8 protein-coding genes are annotated in these 12,756 nt (G+C 66.3%); 5 read left to right on the top strand and 3 right to left on the bottom strand.

The window, feature by feature from the left end; all coding sequences use genetic code 11:
* Both ACYQ4T_RS03830 and ACYQ4T_RS03825 read left to right on the top strand, forming a co-directional pair.
* Positions 1-2,373 carry a xanthine dehydrogenase family protein molybdopterin-binding subunit gene (locus ACYQ4T_RS03830; protein ID WP_459850953.1) on the top strand — a complete coding sequence of 791 codons (2,373 nt, stop codon included), beginning with the start codon at positions 1-3 and terminating at the stop codon, positions 2,371-2,373.
* Positions 2,374-2,386: 13 nt separating this feature from the next.
* Positions 2,387-3,181, top strand: a complete 795-nt coding sequence (locus ACYQ4T_RS03825) for an FAD binding domain-containing protein (protein WP_459850952.1) — start codon at positions 2,387-2,389, stop codon at positions 3,179-3,181.
* Positions 3,182-3,257: 76 nt separating this feature from the next.
* Here the strand turns inward: ACYQ4T_RS03825 and ACYQ4T_RS03820 are convergent, their stop codons facing one another.
* Together ACYQ4T_RS03820 and ACYQ4T_RS03815 are read right to left on the bottom strand one after the other, a co-directional pair.
* Complete coding sequence (locus ACYQ4T_RS03820) at positions 3,258-3,725, bottom strand: GNAT family N-acetyltransferase (RefSeq protein WP_459850951.1); 468 nt, start codon at positions 3,723-3,725, stop codon at positions 3,258-3,260.
* Positions 3,722-6,922, bottom strand: a complete 3,201-nt coding sequence (locus ACYQ4T_RS03815; protein ID WP_459850950.1) for a YhdP family protein — start codon at positions 6,920-6,922, stop codon at positions 3,722-3,724. Before ACYQ4T_RS03815 ends, ACYQ4T_RS03820 begins: the two co-directional genes overlap by 4 nt.
* Positions 6,923-7,018: 96 nt before the next feature.
* Here ACYQ4T_RS03815 and ACYQ4T_RS03810 point away from each other — a divergent pair, with 96 nt between their 5' ends.
* The 3 genes from ACYQ4T_RS03810 to ACYQ4T_RS03800 all read left to right on the top strand — a co-directional run bounded on the left by ACYQ4T_RS03810 (position 7,019) and on the right by ACYQ4T_RS03800 (position 11,300).
* Positions 7,019-9,955: a bifunctional [glutamine synthetase] adenylyltransferase/[glutamine synthetase]-adenylyl-L-tyrosine phosphorylase gene (locus ACYQ4T_RS03810; RefSeq protein WP_459850949.1), complete on the top strand. Its 2,937-nt coding sequence runs from the start codon at positions 7,019-7,021 to the stop codon at positions 9,953-9,955.
* Positions 9,956-10,056: 101 nt separating this feature from the next.
* Positions 10,057-10,524 (top strand): thioredoxin-dependent thiol peroxidase, encoded by a 468-nt coding sequence (bcp, locus tag ACYQ4T_RS03805; protein WP_459850948.1) that lies wholly within the window; start codon positions 10,057-10,059, stop codon positions 10,522-10,524.
* The gene (locus ACYQ4T_RS03800; protein ID WP_459850947.1) at positions 10,521-11,300 is read left to right on the top strand and encodes a ferritin-like domain-containing protein; all 780 of its coding nucleotides are present in this window, start codon (positions 10,521-10,523) and stop codon (positions 11,298-11,300) included. Before bcp ends, ACYQ4T_RS03800 begins: the two co-directional genes overlap by 4 nt.
* 102 nt (positions 11,301-11,402) lie before the next feature.
* Here the strand turns inward: ACYQ4T_RS03800 and ACYQ4T_RS03795 are convergent, their stop codons facing one another.
* Positions 11,403-12,743 (bottom strand): ammonium transporter, encoded by a 1,341-nt coding sequence (locus tag ACYQ4T_RS03795; RefSeq protein WP_459852030.1) that lies wholly within the window; start codon positions 12,741-12,743, stop codon positions 11,403-11,405.
* Positions 12,744-12,756 lie beyond the last annotated feature (13 nt).

Raw genomic sequence — 12,756 nt, 5'->3', positions numbered from 1 at the left:
ATGCCCGAAGGCACTGGAATCGGCGCTTCCGTCAAGCGCAAGGAAGACTTCCGCTTTCTAACCGGCCGCGGCACCTATACCGACGACATCAACCGCCCGGGCCAGACCTACGCCTATATCCTGCGCAGCCCGCACGCGGCCGCCGATATCGTGAAGATCGACAAGGCGAAGGCAGAGAAGGCACCTGGCGTGGTCACGATCCTGACCGGCGCCGATTACGACAAGGGCGGCCTGCCCTGCGGCTGGCAGATCCACAGCAAGGACGGTTCGCCGATGGCCGAGCCGCCGCATTTCCCGCTGTGCAAGGACAAGGTGCGGCATGTCGGCGACCAGGTCGCCCTGGTCGTCGCCGAGACCTATGCCCAGGCCAAGGATGCGGCCGAGTTGATCGAGGTCACCTATCAGGAGACCAAGCCGATCATCAGCCTCGCCGATGCCGACAAGCCCGGCCAGCCGCAAGTCTGGCCCGACGCCAAGAACAACACCTGCTTCGACTGGCATATCGGCGACAAGGCGGCGGTCGATGCGGCCTTCGCCAAAGCCGCCCATGTGACCAAGATCGACCTGGTCAATCAGCGGCTCATCCCGAATGCGATGGAGCCGCGGGCGGCGATCGGCGACTTCGACCGGGCGACCGGCGAGTTCACGCTCTACACCACCAGCCAGAACCCGCATGTCATCCGCCTGCTGATGGGCGCCTTCGTGCTGCAGATTCCCGAGGCCAAGCTGCGGGTCGTGGCGCCGGACGTCGGCGGCGGCTTCGGCTCGAAGATCTTCCACTATGCGGAAGAGGCGCTGGTCACCTGGGCCGCCGGCAAGGTCGAGCGTCCGGTCAAGTGGACCGCCGAGCGCAGCGAGAGCTTCTTGACCGACGCGCATGGCCGCGACCAGATCAACCATGCCGAACTCGCCATGGACAAGGACGGCAAGTTCCTGGCGCTGCGGGTCGCCACCAAGGCGAATATGGGCGCCTATCTCTCGACCTTCGCGCCCTGCGTGCCGACGTATCTTTCGGCGACCTTGCTGGCGGGCGTCTACGCGACCCCGGCGATCTATGCCGAGGTCAAGGCACTCTTCACCAACACCGCGGTGGTCGATGCCTATCGCGGCGCCGGCCGTCCGGAGACCACCTACCTGCTGGAGCGCCTGGTCGACAAGGCGGCGCGCGAGACCGGCATCGACCGGGTCGAGATCCGCCGCAAGAACTTCATCCCCAAGGATGCCTTCCCCTACCAGACGCCGGTCGCCCTGCAATATGACAGCGGGGATTACTTCTCGACTCTCGACATGGCGCTGAAATCGGCGGACTGGGCCGGCTTCGAGAAGCGCAAGGCGGAAGCGAAATCGCGGGGCAAGCTCCGCGGTATCGGCATCTCCACCTATCTCGAGGCCTGCGGCATCGCGCCTTCCGCGGTGGTCGGCAGCCTCGGCGCGCGCGCCGGCCTCTACGAGACCGGCCAGATCCGCGTGCATCCGACGGGTTCCGTGACGGTCTTCACCGGCACCCACAGCCACGGCCAGGGTCACGAGACGACCTTCGCCCAGCTGGTCTCCGAAGGGCTCGGCATCCCGATCGAGAATGTGGAGGTCTCCCACGGCGACACCAACAAGATCCCGTTCGGCATGGGCACCTACGGCTCACGCTCGCTGGCGGTCGGCGGCTCGGCGATCATCAAGGCAATGGACAAGATCATCGCCAAGTCGAAACGCATCGCCGCCCATCTGATGGAGGCCTCGGTTGCGGACGTCGAGTTCAAGAACGGCGTCTTCACCGTGGTCGGCACCGACAAGTCGGTGCCGTTCGGCACCGTGGCCCTCACCGCCTATGTGCCGCACAACTATCCTATCACCGAGCTCGAGCCGGGCCTGGAAGAGACCGCGTTCTACGACCCCCTGAACTTCACCTTCCCGGGCGGCTGCCATATCTGCGAAGTGGAGGTCGATCCCGACACCGGCGTGGTCAAGGTCGTCAACTTCACGGCGATCGACGATATCGGCCGGGTGATCAACCCGATGATCGCCGAAGGCCAGATCCATGGCGGGGTCTGCCAGGGCATCGGCCAGGCGCTGCTGGAGGCCGCGGCCTATGACGAGGAGAGCGGTCAGCTGCTGACCGGCTCCTACATGGACTATTGCATGCCGCGGGCCGACGACCTGCCCAACATCACGGTCGGCAACCACGTGACGCTCTGCACCCACAATCCGCTCGGCGCCAAGGGCGTTGGCGAGGTGGGCGCGATCGGCTCGACGCCGGCGGTGATCAACGCCGTGCTCGACGCCCTGCTGCCTTTGGGCGTCAAGGACATCACCATGCCGGCCTCGCCGCACCGCGTGTGGCAGGCCATCCAGACCGCGAAAAAAGCGGCGGAATAAGGGGGACGCAGCCATGCATAACTTCGCATTCCACCGCCCGAGCTCGGTCGCCGACGCCGCCAAGGCGATCGGCGCCGCTGCCGACGGCAAGTTCATCGCCGGCGGACAGACCCTGCTGCCGACCCTGCGCTCGCGCCTGGCGCAGCCCTCGGACATGGTCGACCTCTCCGCGGTCGCCGAGCTGAAAGGCATCAAGATCGAGGGTGACGGCGTCACCATCGGCGCGATGACCACCCATGCCGAGGTCGCGAACTCGGCCGATGTGCAAAAGACCATCCCCGCCCTCGCCAAACTGGCCTCGCTGATCGGCGACCATCAGGTGCGGCATCGCGGCACGATCGGCGGCTCGATCGCCAACAACGATCCCGCGGCGGATTATCCCGCCGCGGTGCTCGGCCTCGGCGCGACCGTCAAGACCAACAAGCGCGAGATCAAGGCCGACGACTTCTTCAAGGGCATGTTCGAGACCGCGCTGCAAGAAGGCGAGATCATCACCGCGGTGCACTTCCCGAAGCCGGAGAAGGCCGGCTACGAGAAGTTCCGCCAGCCGGCCTCGCGCTTCGCCCTGGTCGGCGTCTTCGTGGCCAAGACCAAGGGCGGGGTCCGCGTCGCCGTCACCGGCGCCGGCCCCGGCGTCTTCCGCTCGAAGGAGCTGGAAGACGCGCTCGGCGGCAACTTCTCGGCCGATGCCGCGAAGGGCGTGAAGGTCAGCGCCAACGGCCTCAACGGCGACCTGCACGGCTCGCCGGAATACCGCGCGGCGCTGATTTCGACCCTCGCGGCACGGGCTGCGGCCGGCGCCAGCTGACGGAAAAGAGTATCTGGGAGGAAGAAGAGCCGCCGGTTCAGCATCCGGCGGCTCTTTCGTTTCTCGTCGGTCGGCGTCAGAGACTCTTTTCGAAGAACACGCTGGTGGCGATCGCGTTCGGCGGCATCGCCGCATAGGGCCCGAACGCGGCGCACTTCGCGTAGCCCTCGCGTTCGTAGAAGCGCATCGCCTCGAGCTGAAGATTGCCGGTTTCGATGCGGACCACCGCGACGCCCGCCTCGCGCGCTTCCGCCTCCAGCCGCGCCAGCAAGGCCTTGGCGACGCCCTTGCCACGGACTTCGGGCCTGGCATACATGCGTTTGAGCTCGGCATAGCCTTCGTAGAAGCCGATGCCGCCGCAGGCCACCGCCGTGCCGCCAGCGCGCGCGACGAAGAAGCGGATGTTCGGCTGGAACAGCTGGTCGAGCGAAAGCGCGTGCTTCTGCTCCGGCGCATAGCCGACATCGAGCGCGGCGTTCAGTTCTTCGAGCAGCGCCAAGATCTCCGGCGTCGGCGCGAGGACAGGTTCCAGATTCAGGCTCACTTGGTCGCCCGGTTGGCCTTCCGCTCGGTCAGCGGCGCGGTATCCTCGCCCTCGAACAGGTTGCGGATGAAGCCGGGCGCCAGCGCCGACCAGCCGTTGACGTCGATCTTCGGCTCGTTCAAGTCGCCGGAGACCGAATAGGTCGCGGAGAACAAGCCCTCGCCCTTTCCGCCCTGCAGCCATTCGCCGATGATCGGGATGTTGCCGAGGATGCTGTTCAGGGCATACGCCGGCACCAGCGCGCCGCTGAGATCGATGGTGTTGGCGTCCATGTCGATCGAGCCCTTGGAGGTGAGGCCGATCGAAGGGCCGGCGGTGCGGAACTCGCTCACATCGACCCTTCCGCGGGTCTTGGTGAACTTGGCGCTGGCCCCGGCGAACAGGAAGCCCTCGCCGGTCAGCGCGTCGACCAGGCCGGTCAGGGTGGCAACCGAGAGAAAGCGCGCAGCGAAGGGCGTGTGCAGCAGGCGGAACGACGTCATCCGCATCTGGCCCTTCACCGGCCGGTGCGGCTCGCCGTCCTTGACCGTGCCGGTGATCGAGAGCTGGCCGCCCTTGATCGAATCGTAGACGCCCAGCGTCTTGAAGGCGCCGCCGGCATCGTTGGTCTCGACCTGCAGCCGGTGCGTGCCGTCCTCCGGCATCGGGGCATAGGAGAAGACGATCGGCGTGCCGCTCGGCAGCGCGCCGTTGAAATAGATCTTGTCCCACCAGATCGGATCATGCCGGATGTCGAAGGTGATGTTGGTGAGCTCGTCGCCCTCCGAGAGCCGGACCTTGGCCAGCTGTCCGGCGATGGAATAGGGCTTCTGCGGCTTCAGCTCCTCGGCGTCGAGCTCCGCCGGTGTGACCGGCTGGTCTCGCTCTTTCATCCACGGCTCGACGTCCATCACGCCGCCGCCGACCGAGACATTGGTCGCGTTGTTGGAGAAGTCGGCGACCAGGTCGGTGATGGCACTATTGGCGAACTGCGCCTTCTTCAGCGCAAGCTTGCCGATGCTGCTGCCGTCCGGCGCAAAGGTGGCGCCGCCGGCGATCGAGAAGCCCTCCCCGTCGATCGCGAGATCGGTGATGTCGATCGGCTTGTCGCCGTTGAGGTGGAGCTTCAGCGCGCCCTGCGCCGGCACGCCCTCGGGCTTGCGCCACTTGAGGAAATCCATCGCCAGCACGGCATCCTTCAGGTCGAACTTCGCCTCGAGCGTGCCGCGCCCGTCATCGCGACGGCTGAACTTCAGATCGACGTCGCTGGGCCCGTCGACCCAAGGCCGGAAATCGTAGCCGACCAGGGCGCGGCTGCCGGTCGAGGTGCGGCCCTTGGCCTGGAAAACCTCGCGCACGTCGACCTGGTCGGCGAAGGCCTGCGACCACTTGATGTCAAGGTCGGCGCCGGCATATTTGACCGGCCCGCTCACCGTCATGCCCTTCTCGTCGAGCTTCAGGTCGAGCGTGCCGCCGGTCACGTCCTGGCCGAAGCGGATCCGCTTCATCGCCACGTTCTTCACCTGGGCATCGACCTTGATCTTGACCCGGGCGAAGGTCAGCGATTTCTCCGCCGGGAAGTCGAAGTCGAGCGCGGCCTGCGCCTCGCCGCCGGCCTCATCCGGGTTCAAGCCGATCTTCGAGGCATAGCCGAGCCTGGGATGATCGAGCAGCTTCAGCGCGTCCTTGAGCGAGGAGCCGACGTCGCCACCCACCTTGATGAACTGGTCCTCGACGTCGAGGCCCGTGATATGCAGATAGCCTTTCTGCACCTTGATGTCGCCGACCCGGCCGCCGGTGATATTCGCGTCGAAGGAGTCCGCGTCGAAGGTCGCGGTCGCGACGCCGTCGGTGATCGGCGGCATCGGCCGCAGGTAATGCACCGTCAACCCGCTGGTCGACATCTCGCCTTTGAGATTCTCGAGCTTCGCGCCGCCGCTGGCCTCGCTCGGCAGCCGCAGCGCCAGGTCGGCCGTCACCCATTCGACCATGCCCTCGGGGATGTTCGGCACCAGCCAGTCGCGGGTGTTCTGCGCCGCACCCGCGGGCCAGAAGCGGTCCATCCAGCTCGCCGGATACTTCTCGGCCCGCAATGCAAGCTTCAGCAGCGGCGCGCCGCCGTCGGAAGCCGCACCCGACAGGGCGCCATCGACCTCCGCGCTGGCCTCGATGGTCGGCCCCCCGATATCGAGCGAGAGTTTCTCCAGGTGCAGCAGGTCCTTGTTGAAGTCGATCCGCCCGGTCGCCTGCATCAGCTTCAGCGGTACCGGCTCCTTGGTCTTGCCCGAGAGATTGAGCGTTCCGTTCGCGGTGTTGACCTGGAAATCGATCGGTCCGGGCAGGCCGCCGATCGGCCCCTGCGTGCTCATCCGGCCGCTCAGGATCACCTCGGAGTTGGAGAGCTCCGACAGCGCCGGCTCGATCAGACCGAGCGAGGCCATGTCGAGGCCTTGGAAGGCGGCGTCGACCTCGATCGTGCTTGCCTTGGGGTCGATGATGACGCTGGCTTGCGCGAGCGCGGGGGCGCCGAATTGCGGCAGATCGGCGCTGAGGTTGCCACCCAGATTGGTGGTGTTGGGCTTGCGCGAGATCTCGAAATTGAGGTGATGCGCCGCCCAGACCATGCCGGCGCGCTGATCGTCGATCGCAACCTTGCCGTCGACGATGGAGATCGAGCGCAGGTAGCCGGCGGTTTTGTTCGGATCGCTGTCGTCCAGCAACTCCTCGATCACCTCCGCCGGGCTCGGCATCGTCGCGGCATTGCCCTCTGCGGTATTCTGGGTAGCATCCTGCTCGAGCTTCTGCAGGCCGAACATCAGCACACCGTCGCTGCGGCGGCGCAGGGTGAGGTCCGGCGCAATGATCTCCACCTTCGACGGCGCGATCAGCCCGTGCAGCATGGCGCGGGCGCTCAGGGTCAGCGAGACCTGCGGCAGCACCGCGAGGTCGCGGTCACGTCGATCCTTCACATGCAGGTTGACGGCGCGCAGGTCGAGCCCGCGCGGCCAGCCGGCCCAGGTCAGGACCGTGTCCTCGATCTCCACCCGGAAGTCGCGGCTGGCCTCGGCGATCGACTGTTCGACATAGGGCGCCAGGAAGGCCATGTGGATCGGGCCTTCATAGATCAGGCGCCAGGCCAGGAAGCCGACCAGCAGGGCGATCCCGGCCAGCAGCGCGCCCAAGACTTCCAGCGCGATCTTGGTGGTGCGCCGGATCAACTTTGGATTTTCCCGCAGGCAGCGTCGAGCGCTTGACCGGCCCGAACGCGTCCATCAGTCTCAGCGCCGAATGCAATCCGGACCGACCGCCTATTCATGCCGACCTTATTGAGCCTGCTGGCCGGACGGCCCTTGCCGGAGCCGGGCGATCCGAGCCAGGCGGAGCTCCACCTGTCGCAATGCACCGAGCCGGGGCTCGCCGAGATTGCCGCGGATCCGACCGGGCTTAGCCTGCTGAAATCGGTGTTCGGCAACAGCCCCTTCCTCGCCAGATGCCTGCTGCGAGACCCGGCTTTTGCCCGTCAGCTTGCCTTTTCGGATCCCGAGTCGCTGTTTAGCACATTGATTCAGGAACTGCACCCCAAGGCGCTGATGGACCTTGAGGAATCCGTCCTCATGCAACGCCTTCGGATCGCCCGGCGCCGAGCGGCCCTGCTGATCGCGGCCTGCGATATCGGCGGACTCTGGCACCTGGAACGCCTGACCGGCGCGCTCAGCCAATTTGCCGATGCCGCGGTGCGCGCCGCGGTTTCACATCTGCTTTACCGGAGTGCCGCCGGCGGCGAGCTGGACCTCCCCGACCGGGAGGATCCGGAACGCGACAGCGGCTTCTTCGTGCTCGCCCTGGGAAAACTGGGGGCCCACGAGCTCAACTATTCGAGCGACATCGACCTGATCCTGCTCTACGACCAGGCCAAGGTCCGCTATGTCGGCCGGCGCAGCGCACAGGAATGTTTTGTCAAGCTCGCGCGCAACCTGGTGCGCATCCTGCAGGACGCGACGCCCGACGGCTATGTCTGCCGCGTGGACCTGCGCCTGCGCCCCGATCCCGCCTCGACGCCCCTGGTCATGTCGGCGCTCGCCGCCGAGACCTATTACGAAGGCATGGGGCAGAACTGGGAACGCGCGGCGATGATCAAGGCCCGCGTCTCGGCCGGCGACGCGCAAGCGGGCAAGCAGTTCCTGCTGCAGCTCCGCCCCTTCGTCTGGCGCAAGCATCTCGACTTCTATGCGATCCAGGACATCCATTCGATCAAGCGCCAGATCCACGCGGTCAAAGGCTTTCGCAACGTCGCGGTCGCCGGCCACAACATCAAGGTCGGCCGCGGCGGCATCCGCGAGATCGAGTTCTTCGCCCAGACGCAGCAATTGATCTGGGGCGGCCGCAACCCCGATCTCCGCACCCGCGCGACTCTCGACACCCTGGAAGGCCTGGTCGCTTTCGGCCGTACCAAGCGCGACGTCGCCGACGATCTCGGCGCCGCCTATCGCTATCTGCGCCATGTCGAGCATCGCCTGCAGATGATGGAGGACCAGCAGACCCAGACCCTGCCGCAAGTCGGCCCGACCCTCGACGTGCTGGCGAAGTTCTGCGGCCACAAGGACACCAACGACTTCGAGCTGACCCTGCTCGAGCATATGGCCAAGGTGGAAGACCACTATGCCGAGCTGTTCGAGGAGGCGCCGGATCTCGGCGGCCCGAGCAACCTGGTCTTCACCGGCACCGAGGACGATCCCGGCACCGTGCAGTCGCTGCAGCAAATGGGCTTCCCCGACGGCAGTCTCGTCTCCGGCTTCGTGCGCGACTGGCATCGCGGGCGCTACCGCGCCACCCGCAGCGCCCGCGCCCGCGAGCTGCTGACCGAGCTGATGCCGCGCCTGCTGCAGGCTTTGGCCGGCACCGCCGATGCCGATCTCGCGATCCGCCGCTTCGACAATTTCCTGCAGGCGCTGCCCGCCGGCGTGCAGATCTTCTCCCTGCTTTATTCCAATCCCGGCCTGCTCGACCTTGTGGCCGAGATCATGGGCTCGGCGCCATTGCTGGCCGACCGCCTCAGCCGACGCCCGGCCTTGCTGGAAAGCGTGCTCACCGCCGGCTTCTTCGAGCCGGTGCCGCAGCGCCAGGCCTTGAACGAGGACATCGAGCGCCAGCTCGAACAGGCGCTGAACTTCGAGGATGCGCTCGACATCGTCCGCCGCTGGACCAAGGACCGCCAGTTCCAGATCGGCGTGCGGCTGCTGCGCGGGACCGCCGACGGCGAGGAAGCCGGTTCGGCCTTGAGCGACATCGCCGACATCGCGCTTTCGCAGCTCTTCCCGCGCGCGATTGCGGAATTCGAGCGCCAGCACGGGAAGCTGCCCGGCCGGGGCATTGCCCTGGTGGCGCTCGGCAAGCTCGGCAGCCGCGAGATGACGGTCACCTCCGATCTCGATCTCATTTTCATCTACGACATCCCGGAAGGCGTCGCCGACTGGGACACCACGCTTTCCGACGGGCCTAAGCCGCTGGCGCCGATCACCTATTACGCACGGATCGCCCAGCGCTTCATCAACGCGATCTCGGCGATGACCGGCGAAGGCGGGCTGTTCGAGGTCGATATGCGGCTGCGGCCGAGCGGCGCCTCCGGCCCGATCGCCAGCGGCCTGCAGCCCTTCGAGAAATACCAGACCGAGGAGGCCTGGACCTGGGAGCATATGGCGCTCACCCGCGCCCGCGTCATCTGCGGCGATCCGGGCCTGACGGCCGATTGCGAAACCGTATTCAAGCGGATCCTCACCCGCCCGCGCGATCCCGCGAAGCTCGCCGCCGACATTCTCGACATGCGCTTGCGCATGGCGCAGCAATATCGCGGCGACAACATCTGGGACCTGAAATTCCTCCGCGGCGGCCAGATCGATCTCGACTTCATCGCCCAATATCTGCAGCTCCGCCATGGCCATGACCATCCGGAGATCCTGGCGCGCGACGGCGGCCAGGTGCTGGAGCGCGCCCGTGACTTGAAGCTGCTCGACGACAAGACCGCCGACCAGTTGATGGCGATCGGCCGGCTCTGGCGCCAACTGCAGCAGACGATCCGCCTGGTGGTCGGCGCCAAGGTCGAGGAAGCGCAGCTGCGCGAACCGACCCGCCGCCAGCTGGCCCAAAGCGGCGGCGCCGACGATTTCAAGGCGCTGAAAAAACTGATCCGCAAGCGGGCCGCTGCCGTACACAGTGCCTATCACGCGATTATCGGCGAGGAGCCTTCTCCATGACGTCATGCGCGGGCTTGACCCGCGCATCTCCCGCCGAGTGAACTCTTGAAACAGATGGCCGGATCAAGTCCGGCCATGACGACAAAAGGAAGGAGAAACCCATGACTCTCAAAGTCGGCGACAAGGCGCCCGCCTTCACCCTGATGACCGACGGCGGCAGCAAGCTCACCTCGGCATCGCTCAAGGGCAAGAACATTGTGCTCTATTTCTACCCCAAGGACGACACGCCGGGCTGCACCACCGAGGCCTGCGGCTTCCGCGACGAGCAGCCGAAGTTCAAGAAGATGGATGCGGTGGTGCTCGGCGTCTCGCGGGATTCGGTCGCCAGCCACGAGAAGTTCAAGAAGAAGTACGACCTCAACTTCCAGCTCGGCGCCGACGAGAGCGGCAAGGTCACCGAGGATTACGAGGTCTGGGTCGAGAAGAGCATGTACGGCAAGAAATACATGGGCATCGAGCGCGCCACCTATCTGATCGACGGCAAGGGCATCATCCGCGGGATCTGGCGGAAGGTGAAGGTCGACGGCCATGTCGATGAGGTGCTGAAGGCCGTGAAGGCACTGGATTGAGCCTGCTCGGCGCCGCCGTCGCAGTCCTCGCGACCGCCGACCCCTCCGCCAAGGCCACGGCCAGCCACCGCGCGGCCGATGCCTGGCGGGCGGGTGACTTGGCAATCGGCGTGGCATCGCCGCCCGATCGCCCGGCCCGCCCCGAACGCCCGCTGCTGTTGGCACCCAAGGAAATGCCGAAGCGCAAGGCCGGCGGCAATGCCGCCAAGCGCGTCGCCCTGCTCCACGCCCTCGCGCATATCGAGCTCAACGCGATCGATCTCGCCTGGGACCTGATCGCCCGCTTCGGCAATGAAGACATGCCGCGCGCCTTCTTCGACGACTGGGTCAAGGTCGCCGACGAAGAAGCGCTGCATTTCGAGCTGCTTTCCGCGCGTCTGCAGGAACTGGGCGCCGCCTATGGCGATCTTCCCGCCCATGACGGCCTATGGGAAGCCGCCACCGTCACCGCGCGGGACCTGCTCGCCCGCCTCGCCATCGTGCCGTTGGTGCTGGAGGCGCGCGGCCTCGACGTGACCCCGGCCACTGTCGCCGACATGAGCCGCGCGGGCGACGACGTGACCGCCGCCTTGCTCGATCGCATCTACCAGGACGAGATCGGCCATGTCGCCGCAGGCATGCGCTGGTTCGAGCATTTCGCGAAAGCAGCGGGCCATGACCCGCAAGCGCATTGGCAGACGCTGCTGAAGCAGCATTTCCGCGGCGTGCTGAAGCCGCCGTTCAACGACACCGCCCGCGCTGCCGCCGGGATGCCCGCCGGCTACTACATGCAATAGAAAACCCGGCTGCGAGGGGTCTGTCGCAGCCGGGTCTTCCGGATTGGTCCGGCGTCGCGGGCGGTCTGGGAGTGCCGTCCGCGACGCCGGTCGTCGCGCCTCTTACTGCACGGTCTCGCCGTGCAGCCCGAGGTCGAGACCATCTCTTTCGACATCCTCCGAGACCCGGAGGCCGATCACCAGATCGATCACCTTCAAGATGACGAAGCTCACGACACCCGTCCAGACCACCGTCAGGGCCACACCCTGAATCTGGATCCAAAGCTGGCTCATGCCGCCGGCGACGCCGCCGATCGCTTCGTTCGCCAGGATGCCGGTCAGCAATGCGCCGATGATGCCGCCGATGCCGTGCACGCCGAAGGCATCCAGCGAGTCATCGTAACCGAGCGCATGCTTGAGCGCGGTGGCGGCGAAGTAGCAGGCCACGCCGGCGATAAGGCCGATGATCAGCGCACCACTCGCCGTCACGAAGCCGCAAGCCGGGGTGATGGCGACGAGGCCGGCGACCGCACCCGAGATGATGCCCAGGACCGAGGGCTTCTTCTTGGTCATCCACTCGGCGAACATCCAGGCGACTCCCGCCGCACCGGTGGCGATCTGGGTTGTGGTCATCGCCATGCCGGCGCGTCCAGAGGCTCCGAGCGCCGAGCCGGCGTTGAAGCCGAACCAGCCCACCCAGAGCAGACCCGCGCCGATCACCGCCAGCACAAGATTGTGCGGCGCCATCGCGTTCTTTGGATAGCCCATGCGCTTGCCGAGGACGAGGCAGGCGACCAGGCCGGCGACGCCGGCATTGATGTGCACGACGGTGCCGCCCGCGAAGTCCAGGATGCCCGCCTTGAACATATAGCCGTCGGACTGCCACATGATATGAGCGATCGGCGAGTAGACCAGGATCGACCACAGCACCGAGAACAGGCACATGGCGCTGAACTTCATGCGGTCGGCGTAGGCGCCGCAGATCAGGGCCGGTGTGATGATGGCGAAGGTCATCTGGAACATCATGAAGACCGATTCCGGGATGGTGCCGGAAAGCGCGTCCACGCCCATGCCGTTCAGCATGAAGCGATCGAAGTTCCCGAAGAAGCCCGGCGCCATTTCGTTGCCCGGGCTGAAGGCCAAGGTGTAGCCGATGATGAACCAGACGATGGTGACCAGGCACTGGATCGCGAAGCTCTGCATGATGGTGGCGAGCACGTTCATCTTGCGAACCATGCCGCCGTAGAACAGCGCCAGGCCAGGCGTCGTCATCATCAGCACGATCGCTGTCGAGGCCAGCATCCACGCCGTGTCGCCGCTGCTGATCTCCGGCGGCGGCGCGGCGGGAGCGGCGGCCGCTGCTGCATCCGCAGCCGGCGCGGCGGCATCCTGCGCCAGTGCCAGAGCGGGCAGCATCATCAGCCCGACCCCCAAGGCGGATGCCAGGATCCGCTTCAAATCCATATCGAGACCCCAC

Source organism: Dongia sp. agr-C8 (genome assembly GCF_054658695.1).
The sequence above is the reverse complement of the archived record's forward strand: the minus strand, read 5'-3'. Positions and strand labels throughout refer to the sequence as shown.